General features: G+C 41.6%; 23 protein-coding genes. 6 read left to right on the top strand and 17 right to left on the bottom strand.

What is annotated here, in order from left to right; genetic code table 11:
• Positions 1–56: 56 nt before the first annotated feature.
• On the top strand, positions 57–1,049 hold the full coding sequence (locus tag IQ259_RS03375) for a zinc-dependent alcohol dehydrogenase family protein (protein ID WP_193880793.1): 993 nt from the start codon (positions 57–59) through the stop codon (positions 1,047–1,049).
• Between the two features lie 48 nt (positions 1,050–1,097).
• Here IQ259_RS03375 and IQ259_RS03370 read toward each other — a convergent pair whose 3' ends face one another.
• The 8 genes from IQ259_RS03370 to IQ259_RS03335 all read right to left on the bottom strand — a co-directional run bounded on the left by IQ259_RS03370 (position 1,098) and on the right by IQ259_RS03335 (position 9,119).
• Positions 1,098–1,250 carry a hypothetical protein gene (locus tag IQ259_RS03370; RefSeq protein ID WP_193880790.1) on the bottom strand — a complete coding sequence of 51 codons (153 nt, stop codon included), beginning with the start codon at positions 1,248–1,250 and terminating at the stop codon, positions 1,098–1,100.
• A gap of 257 nt (positions 1,251–1,507) precedes the next feature.
• Positions 1,508–2,725, bottom strand: a complete 1,218-nt coding sequence (locus IQ259_RS03365) for a M20 family metallopeptidase (RefSeq protein ID WP_193880786.1) — start codon at positions 2,723–2,725, stop codon at positions 1,508–1,510.
• 59 nt (positions 2,726–2,784) lie between these two features.
• A complete protein-coding gene (gene rtcA / locus IQ259_RS03360) occupies positions 2,785–3,825 on the bottom strand; it encodes an RNA 3'-terminal phosphate cyclase (RefSeq protein ID WP_193880902.1) in 1,041 nt (346 codons plus the stop codon).
• A 285-nt stretch (positions 3,826–4,110) separates the two neighbouring features.
• Positions 4,111–7,158, bottom strand: coding sequence for a HEAT repeat domain-containing protein (locus IQ259_RS03355; RefSeq protein WP_193880783.1), 3,048 nt, complete (start codon positions 7,156–7,158; stop codon positions 4,111–4,113).
• A gap of 233 nt (positions 7,159–7,391) precedes the next feature.
• Positions 7,392–7,706 carry a hypothetical protein gene (locus IQ259_RS03350; RefSeq protein WP_193880781.1) on the bottom strand — a complete coding sequence of 105 codons (315 nt, stop codon included), beginning with the start codon at positions 7,704–7,706 and terminating at the stop codon, positions 7,392–7,394.
• A gap of 63 nt (positions 7,707–7,769) precedes the next feature.
• Positions 7,770–8,246 carry a hypothetical protein gene (locus IQ259_RS03345; protein WP_193880898.1) on the bottom strand — a complete coding sequence of 159 codons (477 nt, stop codon included), beginning with the start codon at positions 8,244–8,246 and terminating at the stop codon, positions 7,770–7,772.
• A 72-nt stretch (positions 8,247–8,318) separates the two neighbouring features.
• A complete protein-coding gene (locus IQ259_RS03340; RefSeq protein WP_193880779.1) occupies positions 8,319–8,537 on the bottom strand; it encodes a hypothetical protein in 219 nt (72 codons plus the stop codon).
• Between the two features lie 96 nt (positions 8,538–8,633).
• On the bottom strand, positions 8,634–9,119 hold the full coding sequence (locus tag IQ259_RS03335) for a hypothetical protein (RefSeq protein WP_193880777.1): 486 nt from the start codon (positions 9,117–9,119) through the stop codon (positions 8,634–8,636).
• Positions 9,120–9,280: 161 nt separating this feature from the next.
• On the opposite strand from IQ259_RS03335, the gene IQ259_RS03330 reads away from it, so the two are divergent.
• Complete coding sequence (locus IQ259_RS03330) at positions 9,281–11,167, top strand: serine/threonine protein kinase (RefSeq protein ID WP_193880775.1); 1,887 nt, start codon at positions 9,281–9,283, stop codon at positions 11,165–11,167.
• 114 nt (positions 11,168–11,281) lie between these two features.
• Here the strand turns inward: IQ259_RS03330 and rbfA are convergent, their stop codons facing one another.
• Positions 11,282–11,692 (bottom strand): 30S ribosome-binding factor RbfA, encoded by a 411-nt coding sequence (gene rbfA / locus IQ259_RS03325; RefSeq protein ID WP_193880773.1) that lies wholly within the window; start codon positions 11,690–11,692, stop codon positions 11,282–11,284.
• A gap of 184 nt (positions 11,693–11,876) precedes the next feature.
• A complete protein-coding gene (locus tag IQ259_RS03320) occupies positions 11,877–12,083 on the bottom strand; it encodes a DUF751 family protein (RefSeq protein ID WP_193880771.1) in 207 nt (68 codons plus the stop codon).
• Positions 12,084–12,246: 163 nt separating this feature from the next.
• Between IQ259_RS03320 and IQ259_RS03315 the strand changes: the two genes are divergently transcribed.
• Positions 12,247–13,080, top strand: coding sequence for a DNA adenine methylase (locus tag IQ259_RS03315; protein ID WP_193880769.1), 834 nt, complete (start codon positions 12,247–12,249; stop codon positions 13,078–13,080).
• On the opposite strand, the gene IQ259_RS03310 is transcribed toward IQ259_RS03315, so the two are convergent.
• From IQ259_RS03310 to IQ259_RS03300, 3 genes are all read right to left on the bottom strand, one after another.
• Entirely contained in the window at positions 13,077–13,553 is a 477-nt protein-coding gene (locus IQ259_RS03310; RefSeq protein WP_193880767.1) for a PD-(D/E)XK nuclease superfamily protein, read from the bottom strand. The genes IQ259_RS03315 and IQ259_RS03310 overlap by 4 nt on opposite strands.
• A gap of 360 nt (positions 13,554–13,913) precedes the next feature.
• On the bottom strand, positions 13,914–15,131 hold the full coding sequence (locus IQ259_RS03305; protein WP_193880766.1) for a HetZ-related protein: 1,218 nt from the start codon (positions 15,129–15,131) through the stop codon (positions 13,914–13,916).
• Between the two features lie 371 nt (positions 15,132–15,502).
• Complete coding sequence (locus tag IQ259_RS03300) at positions 15,503–16,162, bottom strand: L-threonylcarbamoyladenylate synthase (protein ID WP_193880763.1); 660 nt, start codon at positions 16,160–16,162, stop codon at positions 15,503–15,505.
• 92 nt (positions 16,163–16,254) lie between these two features.
• On the opposite strand from IQ259_RS03300, the gene larC reads away from it, so the two are divergent.
• On the top strand, positions 16,255–17,520 hold the full coding sequence (larC, locus tag IQ259_RS03295; RefSeq protein WP_193880761.1) for a nickel pincer cofactor biosynthesis protein LarC: 1,266 nt from the start codon (positions 16,255–16,257) through the stop codon (positions 17,518–17,520).
• Positions 17,521–17,594: 74 nt separating this feature from the next.
• Here the strand turns inward: larC and IQ259_RS03290 are convergent, their stop codons facing one another.
• Positions 17,595–18,197, bottom strand: coding sequence for a DUF6658 family protein (locus tag IQ259_RS03290; protein WP_193880759.1), 603 nt, complete (start codon positions 18,195–18,197; stop codon positions 17,595–17,597).
• A gap of 98 nt (positions 18,198–18,295) precedes the next feature.
• Positions 18,296–18,856: a DUF6658 family protein gene (locus IQ259_RS03285; RefSeq protein ID WP_193880757.1), complete on the bottom strand. Its 561-nt coding sequence runs from the start codon at positions 18,854–18,856 to the stop codon at positions 18,296–18,298.
• A gap of 525 nt (positions 18,857–19,381) precedes the next feature.
• On the opposite strand from IQ259_RS03285, the gene IQ259_RS03280 reads away from it, so the two are divergent.
• Positions 19,382–20,320: a lysylphosphatidylglycerol synthase domain-containing protein gene (locus IQ259_RS03280; RefSeq protein WP_228014339.1), complete on the top strand. Its 939-nt coding sequence runs from the start codon at positions 19,382–19,384 to the stop codon at positions 20,318–20,320.
• 75 nt (positions 20,321–20,395) lie between these two features.
• Positions 20,396–21,229 carry a 1,4-dihydroxy-2-naphthoyl-CoA synthase gene (gene menB, locus IQ259_RS03275; protein ID WP_193880755.1) on the top strand — a complete coding sequence of 278 codons (834 nt, stop codon included), beginning with the start codon at positions 20,396–20,398 and terminating at the stop codon, positions 21,227–21,229.
• 212 nt (positions 21,230–21,441) lie between these two features.
• Here menB and IQ259_RS03270 read toward each other — a convergent pair whose 3' ends face one another.
• Both IQ259_RS03270 and IQ259_RS03265 read right to left on the bottom strand, forming a co-directional pair.
• Positions 21,442–21,756 (bottom strand): hypothetical protein, encoded by a 315-nt coding sequence (locus tag IQ259_RS03270; protein ID WP_193880753.1) that lies wholly within the window; start codon positions 21,754–21,756, stop codon positions 21,442–21,444.
• A gap of 747 nt (positions 21,757–22,503) precedes the next feature.
• The gene (locus IQ259_RS03265; protein ID WP_193880751.1) at positions 22,504–23,049 is read right to left on the bottom strand and encodes a DUF721 domain-containing protein; all 546 of its coding nucleotides are present in this window, start codon (positions 23,047–23,049) and stop codon (positions 22,504–22,506) included.
• Positions 23,050–23,102: the final 53 nt, after the last annotated feature.

Here is a 23,102-nt window from a genome sequence, read left to right as displayed (position 1 = left end):
TATTTTGAGCTATACGTAAGTTATCAGAAAAATCCTGACTCCCTACTCCCCTAATTATGCGTGCAATGCTTTTAGATGCACCACATCAACCTCTGCGCCTAGCCGAGTTACCAATACCGCAACCAAATTCTGAACAAGTTCTGATTCGTATTCATGCTTGCGCTGTTTGTCGCACAGATTTGCATATTGTTGATGGAGAATTGACTCATCCTAAATTACCTTTAATACTTGGGCATCAAATTGTAGGTACTATCGAGGCGATGGGGACAAATGTTGATAAATTTCATGTCGGTCAACGAGTGGGAGTGCCTTGGTTAGGTCATACTTGCGATCGCTGTCGCTACTGTCTCTCAGGTCGTGAAAATCTCTGCGATTTTGCTGAATTTACTGGCTATAACCTAGATGGCGGCTATGCAGAGTACACTGTAGCCGATTACCGTTTTTGTTTTCCCCTAGACTCTAGTTTCTCTGATTTGCAAGCTGCACCTCTGTTGTGTGGCGGCTTAATTGGTTATCGTGCCTACACAATGACAGGTAATGCTGAAAAAATTGGTTTTTATGGTTTTGGTTCATCGGCTCACATCTTGATTCAACTAGCTCGTTATCAAGGTCGTCAAGTTTTTGCTTTTACCCGTTCAGGAGACATTACAGGGCAAAAATTCGCCTGTCAACTAGGTGCAACTTGGGCTGGTGACTCAGACACACTACCGCCAGAACCCTTAGATGCGGCGATTATTTTTGCGCCTGTAGGTAAGTTAGTCCCAGCCGCCTTGCGTGCAGTGGCTAAAGGTGGAGTCGTGGTTTGTGCAGGTATTCACATGAGCGATATTCCTACTTTTCCCTATGAAATTCTCTGGGAAGAAAGAGTTTTGCGGTCTGTAGCTAATTTAACCCGCCAAGATGGCGAAGAATTTCTTGCACTAGCACCCAAAGTTCCTATCCGCACTGAGGTGAATTCTTTCCTTCTTACCCAAGCCAATGAAGCTTTAGATGCGCTTCGCAGTGGTCAGATTGAAGGGTCGGCTGTTTTAGTAAATAAAAAGGCGTAAGCTTTTAACTCACGCCTTTTTTTGATTTTCATCTATATATGTCATGGTTTACCAACTATCGGCTGTACCTTTTTTATAAGGTTCACCTGTAAAGGGTTGTACACCAATATTAGGATATTGGTCATCGGTAGGGCCAAAAATCCGCATTGCGGCTTCAGAAATATATTGGGTTATGTTAGCCAGGATTTTGGAAATAGCCATAGTCTGAGACTCCTTATTTTTGAGTCTGTTTAATAGTTATTTTTCTACTTTAATTCGATATTCTGACCGCTCTCAAATTTTCAACATATTGATAAATTATGTAACACTTTTTCAGATAGCTTTGTAATACTTTATGTTGGCAAAAATAGGTTAAGTTTTCTCTTCAATTCCAATTATAGCAAGGGGACATGTGACAGGATTAAAAGTCTTTTGTGTTCTAGGTTTTAAGTAAAAAAACACGTTTCTTGCAGACTAATTCAACTAAAAAATTTCTCTACACAACGGGCGAATATTTCTACACCCATTGGTAAGACTGTTTCATCAAAGTCAAATCGCGGGTGATGATGAGGATAAGCTAAGTCTTTTTCTGGGTTAGCAGAACCAAGGAAGAAGTAACAACCGGGGACTTCTCGTAAGAAGAAAGACATGTCTTCGCCGCCCATTGTTTGGCATTCTGGTACAACTCCTACAGGAGTTTCTACCACTTCTTCGGCAACAGATCGCACTAATTCTGCTATACCTGCATCATTAATTACTGGGGGATATAAACTACTGTATTCAAAGTTATATGTTGCACCTTGACTCTGGCAAATTCCGGCAATTATTTGCTCAATACGCTGTTTAAAAAAGCCTGCAAATGCTGGGTTAAAATACCGGACTGTGCCTTTCATATTAGCTGTGTCAGCAATCACATTATGTGCTGTACCGGCATGAAGTGCGCCGACAGTCACCACTGCGGAATCGATGGGGTTAACATTCCGGGCGACAATGGTTTGTAAGGCGTTGACAATCTGGGCTGCAACTACGATAGAATCAACTGTCTGATGGGGAATTGCACCGTGTCCACCTTTGCCTAAAATTGTGCAGTTGAATAACTCTACAGCCGCCATCAATGCACCAGCACGGACACCGACAGTTCCCAAGGGGAGATTATTCCACAGGTGTAAACCAATAATTGCATCAACATCAGGATTTTTTAGTACCCCATCCTCAATCATCGGTTTTGCACCTCCCGGCCCCTCTTCGGCTGGCTGGAAGATAATTTTGACTGTGCCAGCCAAGTCTTGCCGATGCTGGTGGAGATAGTATGCTGTACCTAATGCGATCGCTGTATGTCCATCATGTCCACAAGCGTGCATAATTCCATCATGCTGCGATTTATACGGTACTTCGTTCAGTTCTTGGATGGGCAAAGCATCCATATCTGCTCGAATTGCTAATACTTTTTCAGTGCTGAGTTTAGTACCTTTGATAGTGGCGACAATTCCAGTCTTAGCAATGCCAGTTTGATGCTCAATTCCCCATGCTTGTAACTTACTTGAGACAAACTCAGCCGTGAGTTTTTCTTGAAAGCCTAATTCTGGTTGTTGATGTAGTTGCCGCCGCCATTCTACCAATTGTGGTTGCAATGAGCGAATAGAGAGTCGCACACGCGATAAGTCAACAGAATAGGAATTAGGGAATGTGAAAACCATGATGGTGATAAACTGCTTAAAGACGACTGAGATTGGGTTATCTTTTCACGATAGAGACTTTATATAGGTACTACCTTTACAATCTTCTCAACTTCATCTACCATAACCCGCGACAGTCCAAACTTTTCAATAACCTTTGCATTCGTTGTGAGGTGGGTGCTGACATTCGCTACTTGATATTGACTTTCTTGTGTAGCCAAAGTCGCTGGTAATATTAACTGATCTCCTAAATGTTCATCCACTGGCGCACCTATTTGGTGAAACTTCAGCAGTTGTTCACAAGCGATTTCTGCAACTTTTTCGGATGACATGCGCCAACGCCCAAATCCACCAAATCCCGTCAAGCTGTTCTCATATTCAGCAGTGAGGAAAATACCTGCGCCAGCTGCAACACCTTTTTCTCTTAAAGCTTGTACAGAAACCTTTAATCCTACTGTGCGTAATATCTTCTCAGCCCGATTAGCCATGCGCTGGGGAATATGAGCAGGTAATTCTGTCACCACAGCGATTCCCCGTACTTGTCGTAAATCTCCCCGTTCTAGTAAGTGTATGCCACTGAGTTGACTACCACCACTTACCTGCATTTCCACCTCTCCCCCGCCTTGGGGATACCACCCCCACGCACCCAATTTAACAGATGCTTTTATGCCCATACGCTTGAGCATTGGTAAATATACTTGCTCAATATATGTCATTGTCGGGCTAAAAATCACATGGGTTCCACCGCGTAATGTTACCTGAGAGTCACCATTTGCTAAGGCTAAAGGTAAGAGAATTGTCTGTAAAACTAAAGTAATTGCGCCAGCCGAACTACCTTCTATCACTTCACTGACATCAAAGGTATAGTTTCCCGCCTGCACTGGAGTACTGGGAATGAATTCCAGCATCATCGAACCTAAAGTATCACCCTGTATTTGAGCCTGACAAATTCTAGCCGCAGCCCGAACTGCTGTGAGGTGTTGTGCTGCTAATCCCGGCTTTCTGCGCCCAGCGCGAATATTAGCAATCCGAATAGGTTCACCAGCGATCGCGGCTAAACTCAGGCAAGTACGGAGAACTTGTCCGCCTCCCTCTCCATAGGAACCGTCAATATCAATCATGAACAATGCTTGAATGATGGATGTTGGGTTATACCCACGGTTTTGACAATTAAACCACAGATAAACAGAAATAAACACAGATAAGTCGTCGGTGTTTATAGGATATTTTAAAAGTCTGATTTTTGGTAGCCAAAAGTTTTAGATCCCCCTAAATCCCCCTTAAAAAGAGGGACTTTGAATGATTTTACCCCCTTTTAAGGGGGTCGCCGTAGGCGGGGGGATCTGAATCTAGGACGAGCAACTTTTATCCCAGAAGTATTGCCTTACACTTTACATCCCTAAAACTCACCTAGTTCGTAACAACTGCACAAAAGTATTACTCACCGTATTGTCTTTAGTATCCGCCGCATATTGAATCAACTTTTCCCGCAGTTCCTTAGCCGCATCTAAAGGTAGTAAGCTTGCTAACAAAAAATACACACCACGAAATCGCGGATCGCCCATTCTATCAACTAATAGTCCTTCCGCTTCATCATTTTCGCCGAGGAAGTTCTGCACTAAGAAGAAGTCCATGATTTTATCGTGGCGGAAGTACCATTCTTTCTTGGGTTCGCCTTTTTCATCTTGCCATTGACGGCTGACTACCATTTTGTATTTCTCGTCTTCTAAAGACTTGACAACTTGGTAGAATTCATCGGCGGGTAAAGCTTGTTTGTCTTGCATTCGCATTTCGTAGACGGCGGCGGAGAATTTTTTTAAGGGAAATTCTTGATTCCATTCTTTGAAATATTCTGCTGCCATTAGATTGTATTGCTGTTCTTGTAGGCGGAATAAGTTGGGATGTTTGCCTTGGGATAACATCAGCGCGACTACGGTTAAATCCATTGGGTTAGAAAGAATGCGACGGGCGGCGTTTAATTCTTCTTCGGGTTGCTGGGTAGTGAGGACTTCTTTTAGATAATTAATGCAGGCTTGTTCGTAATCTTTACCTTGGACTGTGGCATCTTTGGGTAGTCGCGGCTGGCGGGATAGTAAAAACTCTTGAATTTGGGTTTGTTCCAGAGGTTGCAAGTAATAGGTTTTGGCGGTTGAGGGTGGTGTCCACTCTAGGGGCTGGGTAGTCATAATAATGTTGCCCCGGAAATAGCTTTCCACAAACTGGCAGATTTTGGCGCGTGTCTCGGCAGTGACTTCGTTGAGTCCGTCGATGCAGATGTCAATTGCACCACTATAAATCAGGTTTTTGAGAAATCCTGCATCTTGGGCTTGCCCGTGCAACTTGTCTTGAATGGCTTCAATTACGCCTTTATCGCATTTTTGGGCGGGGAGGTAAACCACAATGCGACGGGAGTTTGTTAACAGATGGCGGAGAAACATTGACTTGCCTAAGCCGGAATCACCTTGTAAGATGACTTGTCCGTGAATCTTGGGGAGGGCGGCGGTAACTGGGAGGATTTTTTCGGAAACGGGGACTTTGACCCTGGACTCTGGGAAGTATGATTGGTCATGAAAGTTATCTAACCTAGCATCGGCGAGTAGGGAAGGTTTGAAGGGTTCAAATAATTTGCGGCGGAAATAGGGAACCCAGGTGAGGAGAAAGCCGACGTAACCCACGCCTAAGATGCGGCGTACCCAAGGGTTCCAGAAGAAGATGGCTTGGACTTGGGGAAATTTGGGGTAGGCGAAGATGAGTGCAAGCCAAAAAGCAGCGTGAGTGAGGATGGTGATTCTGGCATTGAAAAACCACTGCCAACCTTTGAGGTTAACTATGACTGATTGCAGTGAGTCGGCTTCGTTGAATCCCGCTTTTTTGAGATTTCTATAGTGAGTTTCTAACAGGAGAATATCTTGGGGTTGCCAAGAAACTTTTCTCGCAACCACAGCGATTTGCTTGGCTAAATCTTGTTGTAATCTTGTAAAATCTTTGCTCGGTTCCCAGGCTTGGGCGAAAATTTGGAGAGTTTTCACACCTTGCTCATGGGTTAAGGAAGTGGGAATTGTTTTAGTTTCAGGAAAACCCAGCCATGTCATGAGTGTTTTGACTTCCTCAGTGCCACCACCCAGGAAATAGCTTAAAAACCGCCACTGTAAAAATTCTGATTGACCTGCATAATAAACGCTATCTAAAATTACAACAATAATATTCAGCTTAAGTTGTTCTATCTTACCCAATGCTTCTGCTGCATCTTTACGAAAATTTTTATCAATGGTTTCATCCTTAAAAAAGTCAAGGATGTCTTTGACGTAGGGCTTGGCAGCGTCTTTCATATTTCCCAATGCCACGACTGCACCGGAACGAATAGCTTGGTCAATGTTTTTATCTTTGAGGATGTCCACGATAGCTTTAACATAGAGTTTGCCAGCTTCCCTCATCCCCAGATTCGCTAAGGCTTCTGCTTTACCGAAACGAATTCTGGAGCCATCACCATAGATTCCAGAGTTAAACCTAGAAGTTTGATTCTTGAGGAAGTCGAGGATGTCTTTGACGTAGGGTTTGGCAGCATCCCCCAGATTTCCCAATGCCACTGCTGCACTTCTACGAACATTTGAGTCAACGGATTGATCCTTGAGGAAGTCAAGGATGTCTTTGACGTAGGGTTTGGCAGCATCGCCCAGATTTCCCAATGTCACTGCTGCACTGCCACGAACATGATATTCAACGGATTGATCCTTGAGGATGTCAGTGATGTCTTTAGCGATGTCTTTGACGTAGGGTTTAGCAGCATCGCCCGGATTTCCCAATGCCTCTGCTACAAGGTCACGAACATAATATTCAACGGATCGATCCTTGAGGATGTCAAGAATGTCTTTGATGTAGGGTTTGGCAGCATCGCCCATATTTCCCAATGCATATGCTGCACCGCCACGAACATTACTGTCAACAGATTTATCCTTGAGGATGTCAGCGATGTCTTTGACGTAGGGTTGGGCAGCATCGCCCATATTTCCTAATGCCACTGCTGCACCGATACGAACATTTGAGTCAACGGATTGATCCTTGAGGATGTCAGCGATGTCTTTGATGTAGGGTTTGGCTGCTTTCCCCAGATTTCCCAATGCATATGCTGCCGCAACGCCACGAACTCTTGAGTCCACCTTTTCATCTTTGAGGATTTGGGCAGCTTTCTTAGCAATATCTTCCGGCTTTTGATTGACAGATTTTAAGTTTTGCAGGTCATATTTAACTAATTGCTGTAGTGCATATGCCTTAACTTTGTCATGTCCATCATCAAGGGCGGCTAATATACCGTTAATCTGCCATGCTTCCGGCTGAGGCTTGGATGTTTCTTTGGCGCTTACCCAAGTCAAGGTGATGAGAAAGGAAAGGATGAAGGCTAAAGGATACAGGATAAAAGGTGAAGCTTTGCGGGTGCGGCGGAGAGTTAGCAGCATATTTGGGGCAAGCTGGCAGATTGCACTGATTTACAGGTATATTATCAAACTGGCAATTTGTAATTCCTGATTCGTAGTGAAAAAATCGGATTTAGTTTGACGTGAGTTCGCCGGATATAAAAACCCCTCTCCAAACCTCCCCATGGGGGGAGAGGCTTTGAAACTCCTATTTTTTGTGTAAAACGAGGAATATTTCTGCCCCTCTCCGCGTCGGAGAGGGGTTGGGGAGAGGTTCATTTACGAAATTCTAATACTCGCTTACCAGTATCAAATACTCTCACGCCAGTATTAAAGACTCGCCCACGAATATCAAAGACTCTCACACCAGTATCAAAAACTCGTTCACGAGTATCAAAGACTCGTTCATGAGTATCAAAAACTCGTTCACGAGTATCAAAGACTCGTTCACGAGTATTAAACACTCTCGCATGAGTATCAAACACTCGTTCATGAGTATTAAAGACTCTCACGCCAGTATTAAAGACTCGTCTACGAGTATTCAAGACTCTCGCGCCAGTATCAAACACTCGCTCACCTAAATATGGCACTGAAATCAGATCCCCGACTTCTCAAAGAAGTCGGGGATCTAATCTTGTACGTTAAATTACAACTTATGAATTAGATGCAGCTTTGGCAGGTTTACTCTTCATAGCTTTAAACCGTTCCCCCAACTGTTCAGCAACAGTTTTTAACCCTGGAGTTTTCTTAGCCGCAGTCTTGACGTAATCATAAACTGTTAAACTGCTCCCCATTGCTTCACTGCCAACTGCCAATAAAGTATCATCGACTTGTTCTGTGAGTTGTCGCAACCCAATTAACAGTTCGGTGAGGGTGCTGGCTAATTGATAATCCCGGACAAATTCATCGACATCAAAGCTGGCTGGTAAAATATCGCGGTTCGACTGGGCAGCAGTCAAGCTATTGTTGACGAAGGCTAGGCTTTTATCGCCCATTTTAAATAACTTGCGTCGTTCTTCAACACTCAAGGTTACAAGAAACAGCAACTTGGCTTGAATGGTTGCAAAGGCGGCTTTAATTTCTTGGATATCTTCTGAGGAAATGGAGGTGGTGATATTTTGGTAGGCCATTTTATCTTTACCGTGGTGAATTTCTGTTATGATGCCCACTGGTAAATGCGATCGATCGCACAACGTACAGATTCACAATGTATTTGGATCTAGTTGTTGAGTTTTACCTGCACAATATTCAGCCATTGCTTGGGCTGCTAAGAAAGCTAGTGCATCAGGAGAACTCTCAAAAGCTGCATCCCATTGCTGTTCATCTGCCAGTTCTTCTAAAATCATCTTAGCCATAGCATCTTGTTGGCTAACTGGTAAGCTTTTGAGTTTGATAATCGCTTGTTCAAGCAATTCTGTCATGGTGAATGATTATCCTCTGTTTTATTAATTTTCTCACAGAGTTCAGGGCTGAAATTTACTTGAAGCGATCGCATATCAGCATTTTCCGTAATATGTTTACTCAGGTAAATTTGCAAACACTTGCGCCACTAACTCTTTTGTCTTATTCTCTAGATGCTGCCAATCTACTTCACCCAACTCATCAATTAAACTAGTATCAATATCAACAGCTTCATTCTCCGGGCTGTAATTGGCAAAACACACTTGGTAACATAATTCCCACAAATCAACGCTGATTTTCTGCTCTTGACGTTGCAATTGCAAATGATATCCTGGATGGGGCATTGGCAAACGTGCAAGGGTATGGCGAATTTCGTCTGCTTCTTCTGGTGTGGCACTTTCTATTTCTTGCAACAGTCCAGTAACCAAGGCTTTCATTTCATCAGTGGTGCTAGGCGGCCAAATAAGTACATCTTGGTAAGTTCCCGTCCAAGCAGATGCGTCGAGTTGCTTACGAATATTATCTACAACTCTAATGAAAGCTGGTTGCATGAGAAGTTCCGCCTGTTGCCATGCAACTGGATTGGTTATTTTAGGTGGCATCGGTCGTCAACAGCGATATAGAAAGAAAAGTTAATAAAGGGTTTATAAAAAAGCTACGTAATTATTTCAAATCTTTTCTCAAGATAGCGGATTTCATGTAAAAAAATTTGGAGATATTTATTACCAGCTGGAAAATTAGGTAATAACTCTGGGGAGGGAATATGATCGGTAAGCTACTGGATAATCGTTACCAAGTAATTCAAGTGCTGGCTAAGGGGGGGTTTGGTCAAACCTACATCGCCCAAGATACTAGGCGGCCGGGGAATCCCATCTGCGTTGTTAAGCACCTCAAGCCTACCAGTTCTGACCCCAGAATTTTTGAAACTGCCAAACGTCTGTTCCATAACGAAGCGGAAACCTTGGAACACCTGGGAAATCATGACCAAATTCCCCGGTTGCTGGCTTACTTTGACGAAAACCAAGAATTTTTCTTGGTACAAGAATACATCGAAGGACATCCTCTAACCGATGAATTAATCTCTCGTCAACGCTGGAGTGAAAGCCAAGTTCTGCAAATGTTGCAGGAAGTTCTAGCTATTTTAGAGTTTGTCCATCAGCAAGGGGTAATTCACCGTGACATCAAACCAGACAATATTATCCGTCGCGCCTCTGACAATAAATTAGTTCTTGTAGATTTTGGGGCTGTAAAACAGCTAAGTTCCACAATGGTGACGGTTGGTGGACAAACTACTGCTACGGTGGCTATTGGAACTCCTGGTTATATGCCGACAGAACAAAGCCAAGGTAGACCACGCCCCAATAGTGATATTTATTCTTTAGGTATTATTGCGATTCAAGCACTGACGGGAGTACCAGCGACAGAATTACAAGAAGATCCAGATACTGGAGAAATTCGCTGGCAACATTTAGTACCTGTCAGCTATCGGTTGACAGCTGTCTTAACAAAGATGCTGTATTATCACTTCAAAGACCGCTATCAAACTGCAACGGAAGCACTGCAAGCGTGTTTGAATGTGATGAATCCTGTGTTGACACCTGCTGCACCGCCAGAACCAGCGATAAATAATACTTATTCTTCTTCTAAATCTGCCTCTTCTTTCCAGCCAACTCTCGCAGTTGCACCAGCAAATCCTGGTACTAGCAAACCCAGCCGCAGAACCTCTAGCAAACCTGATCCTTTACCGCTTTTAATTGGTGTACTTTTGGCTGGTAGTGCTGCGGCGTTGGTAGGCAATGTATATCCCAATGTGAGAAATATAGCAGCTAATTTTACAGGTCAAAATACCAGTGCGGGGAATAAGTGCTTGGCGATGATTACAGGTAATTCTAATATCCGTTCTGAACCTAGTTCGATTAATTCTGATAATGTTCTCAAAACTATTGGCGAGGACACACAATTTGAGGTGACTGGCCTGCGGACAAAACGGAATTGGATACAAGTTAAACTAAATTCTGGACGTTTGGCTTGGGCGTATGCAGATGTCATTGCCAATAATGACCAATGGAAGTCTTGTTTACGAGACAAAGGTATTGCAATTCAGACTGTGGATGATAGTAGCGTGATTGCAGCTAGACCACTTCCCAAGCTAAAACCCAAATCTAATACGGTTACTCCTTTACCAAAACCAGCAAATACCTCAAATTCTGTGGAAAAATCCGAACCAGCACAACCTAGTCAAAACAGTACTAAGGTTGTAGAACAAGCTAGGAAGAAGTATGAATCAGGAGATTTGGTTGGTGCGATCGCATTATTACGGTCTATTCCTGCTAATGCTTCTGCTAGTATTCAAGAGACAGGTAAGATAATCAACCAGTGGCAGCAAGATTGGACTAAGGCTGACGCACTGTTTAATGACATCAATAAAGCAATAGATGATGGTAACTGGGACAAGGTTTTAGATTACAAGAACCACCCTGAAAAGCTACCTGATACCCAATACTGGCGCAATAAAATCGAACCTTTATTTAAAGAAGCGGCTGAACATATCGGCAAACAGGCTTTTCCACCTGTAGATAAGCAAGACAATCAAAAAACTCCCAATCCTGAAAAACCAAAAACTACAGCCAGTCCCAATCCTGGAAATTGAGTGCTGAGTATAAATCTATTTGCTAGGTATGAATTTTGCCAGATTGTATAAGGTTTTATATTTTGTAATTTACACGAATCGGGGGCGGTTTTGCGCCCCTAATACGGTAATTTGTTATTCCCAACCTGCTTCTGCGTCTATATCTTCTTCTATATCGGAAGTTTCTGGCGATCGCTGATCCTGGAGTCTGTTTAACAGCGATAATACTTTAGTACCCCGTTCTATAGAACGGTCTTCAATAAAAATCACCTCTGGTGTCCGACGCAGCCTGACTCTAGCACCAAGTTCACTACGCACATAACCAGTAGCCGACTTTAAGCCTGCCATTGTTTCTGCCTTAGCTTCCTCTGTACCATAAATACTGACGTAAATTTTGGCGTGCTGCAAATCGCCAGAAACGTCTACATCGGTGACACTAACCATACCTGAACCCACACGGTCATCTTTAATACCGTTGAGTAACATTTGGCTAACTTCCCGTTTGATTAATTCAGCAACACGGGAAACGCGGCGATTTGTAGCCATAAAATCTTTGCCTCCGCACAGAGGTTATAAAACATCAATAGTTGAAATCTAGGAAGGACTCTAACAAAGTGGTGAGTGCTGTTAGCGGTAGCGGGGCGTTCAGCCCGTGCTGAGTATAAACCCAGTGGCTATCAGATTTTCGGCTATAACAACAGCAAAAGCCATAGCCAGAAGCTTTCCCAGCTTAAATTGTACTCAAGCCTAGCATAGCGCGTAGGGTCAGAGTCACAAAGGCCAGACTGCCCAGTAATAAGCCGACAACTGCAACTAAGGTGACTGGGCGTTTTAGCAAGGGCATTAATGGCTCAAATGTGTTCACCAAAAGCCCGACGAGGATAGTAATCAAGTAGCGGGGGTAGCGAAAAACGTTATCCCAAAATCCGTCAAACATGGAAATCTAAACTGCCTTGTTATGAACTGACGTTTGTTTTGATATGCTTTATCTACCCAATTGTAATCTATGCAGATGAAAAATACTCACTTAATATAGAATATGCGTCGTCAGTTATATCCTGTTATATTTATTAGCTTAATTTTAGTGAACTTCTTTGTAAATGGTTATTCAAATGCTTCCTGAAACCTGTCCGCGTCCATTTTTAAAATGGGCTGGAGGTAAAAGTAGATTAATTCAACAATATATTCCTTATTTTCCCAAGTTTTATCAGACTTACTACGAACCATTTTTAGGTGGTGGTGCTGTTTTTTTCTATTTGCAACCAAAAACGGCAATTTTAAGTGATATTAATGCCGAACTAATTACTACCTATCGCTGTGTAAGAGATCAAGTTGAAAATTTAATCTGCTTATTAAAATATCATAAACCTAGACATAATCGAGATTATTATTACAGTATTCGCTCCAATCCAGGCGTGAATGATTTAGAACAAGCTGCCCGTTTAATTTATCTGAATAAAACTTGTTATAACGGTTTATATCGAGTAAATTCTCAAGGTAAATTTAACGTTCCTTTGGGCAGTTATAAAAACCCTAATATTTGTCCAGAAGATTTACTCAGGACTGCATCTAAAGCTCTTTCATTGTGTGAGATTAAACAAGCAGACTTTATGAATGTACTAAATTATGCAACTAGTAGTGAGGATTTTGTCTTTTGCGATCCACCTTATCATCCTATTAGCAATACCAGCTATTTTACAGGCTATAATGGTAATTCTTTTGGCGAACAAGACCAGAAACGTTTACGAGATGTTTGTGCAGAACTAGCAAGTCGTGGCGTAAAAGTTATGGTATGTAATTCTGATTGTGCGTTTATAAGAGAAATATACAGTCAAATCAATTTTACGATTTATCCAATTACTGCCAATCGTTCAATTAATTCTAATACTAAAAAGCGAGGAATAGTTAGCGAATTATTAATTACTTCCTATTAAAAATTTTTATTAGCCCAGGCAATAAATCTATCTAAACTGTAAACTCCTAATAAGTTATGGTTTGACGTAACTTGTTGTCTGAGCCATTGAATAGCACCTTCTCGCATACCTTCACCACCAATTACAACAATCGTTGGTGCTGGATAATATTCTTGAATGTTCATGCTTAGATAAGGAAACTTTTCATCTACAGAACCACCACTTTCTTGCCATTTACATTCAATAATTAACCCTTTTGGAATGATTGGTAAGCCAATAACATAAAAATCAACTTTCAACAAAGTATTATAAATTCCAGCACCGATATAAACTTGTTTTGCATAGCGTTTTGATAATAAAGTAGCAGTTAGAAGATATTCCTTCGTGACGTGATTTCCTATTTGAAAATAATTATGTCCATTTAATGTTGCTTCTATATTACTTTCTAAAATTTTCCCTGCCTGATTTGCCCGTTTGCCTTGAGTCATCGTCATTCTCAAGTCCTCCACCAAACTTCCTATCTATTCTAGAATTTCATGGAAGCAGGGACATATAGACAGTTACTTAATATGAATTTTTAAACCTGAAATAAGTCGGATATTTTGGTACTTATGTACTAAAAACTAAAGGCAAATTTAACCACCGATGCACGCAGCGAAAAGTTTGCGAAACTCCGGGTTTCCCGGCGTAAAACTTTTCAAGACAGATCAACGCCAATAAATTTAGATGAACAAAAACTCCGCGTACCGTTGCGTTTACTCACCATTTGCGTAGCGTCTCCGATTAGGAGAAGTTTACTCCACAAAAGGAACCTCCGCACCGCAACTTCTCTCAGCAACACTCTGCGTTTCAACTCAACCCGTTTGCACTTCAGTATTACCGTTGCGAATTTCCCAAGCGATCTCTAGTAATTGAGTCCAGCGTTTTTGTAATTGTTTAGGAGTGCATTTTAAAGCCTTAGCGATCGCCTGATCACTATTTCTTGCTGCTTTTAACTGCAAAATTTCCTGCTGCTGAGGAGAAAGTACCTTAACAAAGGTTTCCCACTGCTGGGAGGACAAACCTAATTTTTGCTCTAAACCTGCACCTAACCATTGATGAACTAATTGCCATTGGTGATGCTTGGCGAACTTTTCCACATGATATTTGAAGCGCTGTTGCAAATAATCGCGCTGACGGCTAGTTAAACCAAGAATTTGGTCAATTTCGGGCGCAGAGAGGTCTTGGAGTTTCAGACTGAGGTAATCGATACAGTCAGATTGACCTTGAGATTCTAAATATTTTACTAATTCCGAGATGACGCGATCGCGTTCTGACTCTTCCGATAAATCAACATTACCTTGAGCAATCATTTTAGAGCGGATTTGCTGCACCGCAGGGTTACGTTGGTAAGATTCTGCTTCTTCACTCTTAGCAGAATCTACCGCCATTTCAATATCTACAGCCGTTTCTTGGGGTTGACGACGGGCAAAACCTTGAGCGCGTAAGATAATCAATTGTTGATTATTCCCACCAGGTAAATTGATGCGACGTTTGGCATACTGTTCTGTAAATGCCATATATTCAGCTAATTGCAGCTGAGTTCTGGGCTGGTAATCTTCAGCTAATTCATTTTCCCGGCGGAAAGCTTTAATCGCCTCAATATAAAAAGCTTGCAGAAAATCTTCAATTAGGTTGTAACGAGCTTCAAATCCGTACTCTGCCCCGGATGGTGTAACATGGCGATAAACCATCGCACCTAAACTACTGTGTAACTCTACCCGTCCTCGTCGGGAACCAAGTTGGTAGTAATGCAGACACTTGTGCAGACGATGTTTTGCTAAAGTTAGCTGCCAAGATTGAATCTCTCCAGATGTTTGGATGCGGGAACTTTTATCACAAATCCGTTTTACTTCTTTAGCTATGCGTTGGGCTACAGCTTGTATACATCCAGAACCAGCTTTAGCTTGCGCTTGTATTTCCTGACACAGCAGTTGCATCAACGTATCTGTAGCGGGAAATTCTTCAATAGCAACATTGCTTACAACAAAATTGGGTGTGGAAGTTGGTAGATTTACAAGGTTAGCTTTCATGAATTTTCCTAGGGTAGGGTATAGCACCGTAACTACAACGCAAAGATAGCATCTGAAAACGGTCTTGTCTGGAAAGTTATTAAGTATTCATCCATACAAGATTCATTGCCAGCACTGCTCATGTATATGACTGTAGAAAATTTAAAAAAGTTACAGTGAAAGTAATGTGTCGCTTTTTTTATCCGTAACCATAATGAGGGCGGCACATATAGATTAATCACGCCCACAACTGGTTAAAATGCTTGCTGGATAAACTTTTACTCCTATCCTGACTACCTACTCCCAGCTATTGTAAATATGACAATCACAAAACTGGAGCGTTTTTATTACATATTTCCGAAACCAAGATTTCAGCTTGTGAAGTATAGTGTTTATACCCAGGCCTCTACTGCTTCCCAACCTAAGCCTCGTCTCATAATCATTGGTTTGTCTCCCGTCAAGTCTAAAATTGTCGATACTTCATAGGTTGGTTCTTCTCCAGTATCTATAATCATATCTACTAAGTTATCCAGATAATCAAATAGCTCTACTCGTGATAGCCTAAGTTCAGCATCTAGTACAAATTGCCCATCATCGGCCTCGTTAGGCGGCAAATGTGCCGAAGTAGAAATAATCGGGTTTCCTAAAGCTTCTAGCAAAGCTAGGCATACGGCATGATCTGGTACGCGAATACCTGTAGTTTTCCGCTTGGGATTCTGCACTAGTCGCGGTACTAACTTAGTAGCGGGTAGCAAAAACGTGTAAGGGCCTGGGATAAGACGCTTCATTAACCGATAAGCTGTATCGCTGACAAACGCATAAGTCGCTACATTTGACAATGAAGGACACAAAAATGTTAATGGTTTATCATTTGCTAACTGCTTAATTTGCCTCACTCGTTCCACCGCTGACTTGGCATTTAAATCACAACCGATCGCATAGACCGTATCAGTAGGGTAAAGCATGACCGCGCCATTAGAGAGCGCTGACTTTATTTCCTCTATTCGGCGGCTTTGGGGATTGTCCGGATGCACTGTGAGAATTTTTGCCATAGAACACGGTATTTGGAGAAATGGAGCAGGGGGCAGGGAGTAAGGGGGAAAATAACTATGGACTGTTGACCATTGACCATTAACTAACCCATATGAGTAAAATAGCTTATCTTCAATGCCCAACGGGAATTTCTGGTGATATGTGCCTAGGAGCCTTAGTGAGTCTGGGTGTTCCTGTGGAGTATTTAACTACAAAATTGAATGGCTTAGGAATTGCCCAAGAGTACCATTTAAGGGCAGAATTTGTGCAGAAAAATGGTCAACAGGCAACTAAGCTGCATGTGAATTTAGTAGAGCATCATCTCCATGACCACGAACATGATCACCATCATGGCCGCCATTTGCCAGTAATTGAGCAAATGATTCTTCAGGCAGGATTGCCATCACGAGCAGAAGCTTGGAGTTTAGCAGTATTCCGACAATTAGCAGTAGCAGAAGGCGCTGTGCATGGAATTGCACCAGAAAAAGTACACTTCCATGAAGTGGGTGCTGTGGATGCGATTGTGGATATTGTTGGTACTTGTTTGGGGCTAGATTGGTTAGGAATTGATAGCGATCGCGCAGGATTTCCCTTATTATATTGCTCGGCATTTCCAACAGGAGGTGGTACGGTGCGGGCTGCACACGGTCAAATGGCAGTACCAGTGCCAGCAGTATTGAAATTATGGGAAATGAGGGGTTGTCCAGTTTATAGTAACGGCATTGAAAAGGAACTGGTGACACCAACAGGAGCAGCGATCGCCACTACATTAGTCCAAGGATTTGGTACACCGCCATCGATGACAATTAAACAAGTGGGATTGGGAGCGGGAACTATGAATCTTCCTATTCCCAATATACTACGCCTATGGCTGGGTGAAAGCACCAGCCTACAGGCAGATGTCGCAAATTCTCAAGAAACCAGCCCGATTATAGAAACAATATCAGTACTCGAAACTCAAATTGATGACTTAAATCCCCAGGCAGTTGGCTATGTATTTGAAGCGTTATTTGCCGCTGGTGCTGTGGATGTCTTTACCCAACCAATAGGTATGAAAAAGTCTCGTCCGGGTATTTTATTAACAGTCATCTGTCATCCAGACAATTTACTCAACTGTGAAGCAGTTTTATTTAGCGAAACCACTACCTTAGGCATTCGTCGCACTACCCAGCAACGCGCCATCTTACAACGGGAAATTCAACATGTGGAAATAAAATATGGCAAGGTGCGTGTCAAAGTTGCATGGCAAGGAGAATCACAAGCGAAATCCATTATCAATGTACAGCCAGAATATGAAGACTGTGCCGAATTAGCGCGAAAACACAATCTGCCTTGGCGCGAAATTCAAAGGTTAGCTCTTCAGAGTTGGTATTCATAAAAAAATCCAGGAGCCAGAATTTAGAATTTATTCTGGCTCCTAGATTCTGTACTTTACTCTAAATTAACTAGATTTTAGTCAATATTGCGGAGTGTACGATTTACGGAATCGCCTGTATCTTCAGCTCGTCGTTGAATGCTTTTAGCAGTATCTTCACCTGCACGTTGGACATTTTTTGTCAAGCCCTGAGTAGTATTCCCTGTGTTTTCCTTGATGTTTTCCAAACCGCGCTGAGTGCCTTTAACTACGCCTTCTACTGTTTCTTGAGCAGAACTACCAATATCTTCACCTAGGTTTTTTACCCTTTCACCCAAGGGTGTACCTTGGCGATAATTACGGGCATATTGCTCTGGACTGTCAATGCCCTTTTCTTCAACGTTTCTTTGAGCGTTTCTACTCAAATCTTCGGCTCTGCTTCTCGCAGATTTTTCAAATGTTTTTGCTCTAGGATCTACATCACTAAAGTTATTCATCCCGCCTTCAGGAGTGTTGAGATTGTAGGCTTTGGTGGGGTCGTAGCGTTCAGTATTTGGTGGTTGAGCGCTTGGCTGTGGTGGTTGACCTGCAACAGTAGGTCTGTTACAAGCTTGTGTCAGGATAAGAAACATCCCAGCCAAGAAAACGCTTAAAACTTTCAGAAGACGAATGTTTTTTACCCAATCAATTACTCTTTTCATCGTGTTACTCCTTGATTTTGCATAACTAAGTTCAAAATTGATGGAGATAAAATTTGAGATAAGTTTTTAATCTCCCGTCTCATAACAAATCAAAAATTCTATCTACCTACTGCCGGATTTTTTTGTAATTCTGGTCTAGCACTTGCTTCATCTGCTTTATCTTGTACAAAGCTAGAAGCATCTTCAAATTGTTCCTTTACAGTCTCAAGCCGTTCTTGCACACGAGTTCCTAAATCTGGTTCGTTTTGAATCAAATTACCGGGTTCAGGCTGTTGGAAGTTTTTCTTTGTAATTAGTGGCAATTCTTTTTCTTTTTCTAATCTGCCTGTAGGTGTCTCTGCGCCAGGATAGAGTATTTCTGATTCTGGATTTGTGGCTATTAGTGAGATAGAAGGTAGGTAAGCTTGATCGCGTAACTTTCTAGAATCTGTATTGTTTACTTTTGGATCGGTGGACATCCGATAATTAGTATATTTATCGCCTCCGTTCTTATAAGGATTGTTTGCACCACCAGCTTGCACAGCAGGATTTTTGGGATTTGCACCTTGAGCATTTCCAGGAGTACAAGCAGTACTAACTATCAACAATAGACCTGCCAAAAATACAGTTATAATTTGGCGCAGCCTTAGTTTTTTCAATAAAGCTGTTAAGTTTTTCATCAATGCCTCCTTTTCAACCATGAACAAGTTTTTTTGCTCATAATATTATTTAGATAAGCAAGCTAAATTCTTGTTTTAGTTGACTATTATTTAGACCAACAACTTCTTAACATTAATAACTATAAATGCATTTAACATCTGGCTTGAGTCGCATTATATTGCCTGAATATTCACCGATTTTATCTAACTGGGGAGAGATAAGAACAAATTTTTAAAGTCTGTTGTTTATTGAAAATTCTGATAAATGAAGTTTCTAGTTAGAAAATAAAATAAATAACAAATAATTCCCCTTTTAGGGGGATATTAAAATTAAAAAAATCATATATGAGCAGCAATACAAAACAAAGCTAATTGAACAAAAATCAATATATCAAAAAAGAACAATCTCAGTGTTTTTATAATAAATTGTTAAAAAAAATACTTAAAATCTCTCAAACCGAAAGAGTACTTTTTCAAAGGTTTTGGAATGTAACTGATGTAACATGAGATTTGAGATATTCAGCCCTTAGTGCTTGAGCTAGATAAATGACCAAAGTGATGAAGCAATTTTTACGCTGGTTAATTTTGGGCGGGACACTGTTTTTTTTAGGTAAAGCCCTGAAAGATCACTGGCTTGAGGTTATAGCTATCAAAATTGATGCAGCAGGATGGGCAATTTTAGCGATCGCAACAGGCGTAACTCTATTAGCACATACTTGGGCTGGCTGGATCTGGACTTGGGTTTTGCGCGATTTAAATCAACCTGTACCATCTGCACAATTCATTCAAGTCTACTTAAAAACTAACATCGCTAAGTATCTGCCAGGGAATGTTTGGCATTACTATGGGCGAATTGTTGCCACGAAAAATGCTAATGTCTCTCCTGGTGCAGCTACCTTAAGTGTGCTGCTAGAACCGCTACTGATGGCCGCAGCAGCTTTAATGATTGTTGTTGTATTTGGTGGGCAATTTGCTACGACTCAAACTAATTTAGCCCTACAAATATTGCAATTGCTGATTTTGGTTGTGATACTTTGTGGCGTACATCCTCGGTTTTTAAACTTAGTAATTAGCCTATTGTACAGGTTGAAGAATAAAAAATCTGCCAATAATACTCAGTCAAAAGTGGCTGTAAATCTTGAACACTATCCCTTACGTCCTTTATTAGGAGAATTAGGATTTTTAGGACTACGGAGTTTGGGATTTATCTTAACTATGTTTGCCTTCAGTTCTGTAAATATTAGCCAAATTCCTTTGTTAATCGGGGCGTTTAGTTTTGCTTGGTTGCTGGGGCTTGTGGTTCCAGGTGCGCCAGGGGGATTAGGTGTATTTGAAGCAACAGCGATCGCACTTTTACAGGATCGCTTTCCCTCGGCTGTGGTGATTAGTGCGATCACCTCATATCGTTTAATTAGTATCTTGGCGGAAACGGCTGGTGCAGCTTTAGCTTGGTTAGACGAACGTCTAGTTAATCCCAAAAGCTAAATTTTCAATTTTTACTTGAGACACTAATCTCAGTCCGCGATAAAATTCTCAAGCACAATAGCGCATTTCATTCTCATGCAAATCAACTGGGAATCTGTCAAAACTTACGAAGACATCCTTTATCATAAAACCGATGGTATTGCCAAAATTACCATCAACCGTCCCCACAAACGTAATGCTTTCCGTCCTAAAACTGTCTTTGAACTGTACGATGCGTTTTGTGATGCCCGTGAAGATACAAATATTGGAGTAGTTTTATTTACGGGTGCTGGCCCTCACACTGATGGCAAGTATGCGTTCTGTGCTGGTGGCGATCAAAGTGTGCGAGGACAAGCTGGTTATGTAGATGATGCTGGTATTCCTCGCTTAAATGTGCTGGATTTACAGCGCTTGATTCGTTCCATGCCGAAAGTAGTGATTGCCTTAGTAGCTGGATATGCGATCGGTGGTGGACACGTTTTACACTTGATTTGTGACCTTACCATTGCTGCTGACAACGCTATTTTTGGACAAACTGGCCCCAAAGTCGGCAGTTTTGATGGTGGTTTCGGCGCTAGTTATCTTGCCCGCAGTGTTGGGCAAAAAAAAGCGCGAGAAATTTGGTTTCTCTGCCGTCAGTACAATGCCCAAGAAGCCCTAGATATGGGCTTAATTAACTGTATTGTGCCAGTAGAACAACTAGAAAACGAAGGTGTGCAATGGGCGCAAGAAATTTTACAAAAAAGCCCGATCGCAATTCGCTGTCTCAAAGCAGCATTCAACGCTGACTGTGACGGACAAGCTGGTTTACAAGAACTTGCGGGAAATGCCACTTTACTGTACTACATGACAGAAGAAGGCGCTGAAGGAAAACAGGCATTTTTAGAAAAGCGATCGCCGAATTTTCGCTCCTTCCCTTGGCTGCCTTAACATGGCAAAAATCGCACCTTTGAGTCATACCAATTTGAGGATGGATAGTTTGGAATTGTCAGGAAACACTTTTTGATAAAGGCTTTCAATTCACAGTCCAAAATTGGTATGAGGTGCGATTTTTCGAGATGTCAAAGTTTACAGCACTAGCAATTTTCAAGAGAAATATTTTTTTTAAATGTCTATAAACTGAGTCTACTAAGAGATAGTGGCTAAATTAGCACTGCCTTAGTCTCAGCCTCTTCAGGAATCAAATTAGGTATTTCCTCAATAGGCATAACAGCTATATTGTCGGCAACAGAAGCTAGAGAATGGGAAGTATCTAAGACTGGTGTTGCATCTGGCAAACTCCAAGAATCTTCTAAAGTTTCCCAAGAAGGGGCAAAAGGTGGTAGCGCTAAAGAGCAAGCTTTCCAACTGGCTTGCACAGGCGCTCCCAACTGTTGGCATGTTCCGCCACGGCGACCTTCTGGCTTGTAATGACGACAATATCTACAGGCAGATGTCAAAAATTTGCTCGGTTTCATTTGAGTTCATCTTTAGTGCTGTTCAGGGCTGATTTACATGTTTATATTTTGCGCTTAGATATAAATACGGAAATTGCCAACAAATTATTATTTACTCTAGGTTCTAGCGATCCCAGCATCAAAATAAACTTCAGGATGTTTTTATAATCTCGTTATATTTTTAAATGATTACGAAAGTAGCTACCTATTAATTTTTGGCTAAAAATAGCTAGGGATCAATGCTAAAAGTCAAGCTTTAGATTTAAATTTGGTTTACTTTTGCGCCTAAACCAAGCTTATATATAGCTAATCAACGATAAAATAGTGTATATATTGTAGCCATTTAAATATAAATTTACACAAGTATTACTGAGATATCAACAGTAAAAATTTATTGGCTAAGAAATACTGTTTACTAGATTCAGTATCCAGTAACTTGAGGAATCTGGGTTGTGTGTCTCGATAAATACGTTGTCTGGCAAGTTAACTTTCCAGAGTTAAAAATTATCTGTGTCCCTGTGTTAGCTTCAATCCGTCAATTAGTTTTTGACAGATTACTACTGAGGCTTGAGACAATTTTGAACATAGAAAGCACCTAAAATCCTTTCTAGATCAACAGAATTGGCTGGCCGCAGTTTTCAGCTAAATCTTTAGTTATTTGGGTAAATCTCAACTCAAAACCCTAATTATTAATTTCTAACTTTTTCTTGAACAGCTAGAAATTAACTCCAGATTTCTTAAGTATTTCCCAGTAGATGGATTGACTGTTTAAAACTGCTTAGAAGCACAAATAGCACACACTTGCCAGCGCTGGAGTTCACCGGGAGGAGTAGGAGATTGACATTGGGGACAAAGAGGTAAACCATGCGATCGCACCTGCATCTTTTCAGCCCATTGGCCAAACGCAGTCTGGGCATTTTCCAGTACAGGCGGCTCATCACGGCGAATATTACTCAAATTCCCTAAATAACTAGGATGTTCCTGGGGCAAACCTGTGAGTTGTTGTTGTGGTTTTGCTGACGGACGCTGCCAACCAGCTGTAGAGAACCGAATATCTACCAAAGGCTTAGGCAATTTTTCATTTAACTGTAAAAGTATAATTTGGCGTTTAAAAGCCAGATTCTGCGCCCAAGCAGCGCTAGAAGTCGCCACGCGCAAAACATCACGCTGAATCACCAACGGTTGGGTATGGTTAATTACCACGGCACCTACCACTTCTGCCCAAAATTGAAGCACCTTTTGAAATGGTTGCTCTTGCCATCTGGCTTGCTGTTCCAGAACGCCTAAAATATCATTGATTGATTTCAAAGACATCCTTATTCTAAGTGCTGAAATTCAAGATATTTCAAGAAAGTTGATAGTGATGC

It is taken from the genome of Fortiea sp. LEGE XX443 (assembly GCF_015206815.1).
In the GTDB taxonomy this organism is placed as follows: Bacteria; Cyanobacteriota; Cyanobacteriia; order Cyanobacteriales; family Nostocaceae; genus Nostoc_B.
This window is presented reverse-complemented; position numbering and strand designations above follow the sequence as displayed.

Bases quoted from the DNA above. Each gene is read 5' to 3' on its own strand.
- IQ259_RS03375 (WP_193880793.1), top strand. From the start codon at position 57: ATGCGTGCAATGCTTTTAGATGCACCACATCAACCTCTGCGCCTAGCC.
- IQ259_RS03370 (WP_193880790.1), bottom strand. From the start codon at position 1,250: ATGGCTATTTCCAAAATCCTGGCTAACATAACCCAATATATTTCTGAA.
- IQ259_RS03365 (WP_193880786.1), bottom strand. From the start codon at position 2,725: ATGGTTTTCACATTCCCTAATTCCTATTCTGTTGACTTATCGCGTGTG.
- rtcA (WP_193880902.1), bottom strand. From the start codon at position 3,825: ATGATTGATATTGACGGTTCCTATGGAGAGGGAGGCGGACAAGTTCTC.
- IQ259_RS03355 (WP_193880783.1), bottom strand. From the start codon at position 7,158: ATGCTGCTAACTCTCCGCCGCACCCGCAAAGCTTCACCTTTTATCCTG.
- IQ259_RS03345 (WP_193880898.1), bottom strand. From the start codon at position 8,246: ATGGCCTACCAAAATATCACCACCTCCATTTCCTCAGAAGATATCCAA.
- IQ259_RS03340 (WP_193880779.1), bottom strand. From the start codon at position 8,537: ATGACAGAATTGCTTGAACAAGCGATTATCAAACTCAAAAGCTTACCA.
- IQ259_RS03335 (WP_193880777.1), bottom strand. From the start codon at position 9,119: ATGCCACCTAAAATAACCAATCCAGTTGCATGGCAACAGGCGGAACTT.
- IQ259_RS03330 (WP_193880775.1), top strand. From the start codon at position 9,281: ATGATCGGTAAGCTACTGGATAATCGTTACCAAGTAATTCAAGTGCTG.
- rbfA (WP_193880773.1), bottom strand. From the start codon at position 11,692: ATGGCTACAAATCGCCGCGTTTCCCGTGTTGCTGAATTAATCAAACGG.
- IQ259_RS03320 (WP_193880771.1), bottom strand. From the start codon at position 12,083: ATGTTTGACGGATTTTGGGATAACGTTTTTCGCTACCCCCGCTACTTG.
- IQ259_RS03315 (WP_193880769.1), top strand. From the start codon at position 12,247: ATGGTTATTCAAATGCTTCCTGAAACCTGTCCGCGTCCATTTTTAAAA.
- IQ259_RS03310 (WP_193880767.1), bottom strand. From the start codon at position 13,553: ATGACGATGACTCAAGGCAAACGGGCAAATCAGGCAGGGAAAATTTTA.
- IQ259_RS03305 (WP_193880766.1), bottom strand. From the start codon at position 15,131: ATGAAAGCTAACCTTGTAAATCTACCAACTTCCACACCCAATTTTGTT.
- IQ259_RS03300 (WP_193880763.1), bottom strand. From the start codon at position 16,162: ATGGCAAAAATTCTCACAGTGCATCCGGACAATCCCCAAAGCCGCCGA.
- larC (WP_193880761.1), top strand. From the start codon at position 16,255: ATGAGTAAAATAGCTTATCTTCAATGCCCAACGGGAATTTCTGGTGAT.
- IQ259_RS03290 (WP_193880759.1), bottom strand. From the start codon at position 18,197: ATGAAAAGAGTAATTGATTGGGTAAAAAACATTCGTCTTCTGAAAGTT.
- IQ259_RS03285 (WP_193880757.1), bottom strand. From the start codon at position 18,856: ATGAAAAACTTAACAGCTTTATTGAAAAAACTAAGGCTGCGCCAAATT.
- IQ259_RS03280 (WP_228014339.1), top strand. From the start codon at position 19,382: ATGACCAAAGTGATGAAGCAATTTTTACGCTGGTTAATTTTGGGCGGG.
- menB (WP_193880755.1), top strand. From the start codon at position 20,396: ATGCAAATCAACTGGGAATCTGTCAAAACTTACGAAGACATCCTTTAT.
- IQ259_RS03270 (WP_193880753.1), bottom strand. From the start codon at position 21,756: ATGAAACCGAGCAAATTTTTGACATCTGCCTGTAGATATTGTCGTCAT.
- IQ259_RS03265 (WP_193880751.1), bottom strand. From the start codon at position 23,049: ATGTCTTTGAAATCAATCAATGATATTTTAGGCGTTCTGGAACAGCAA.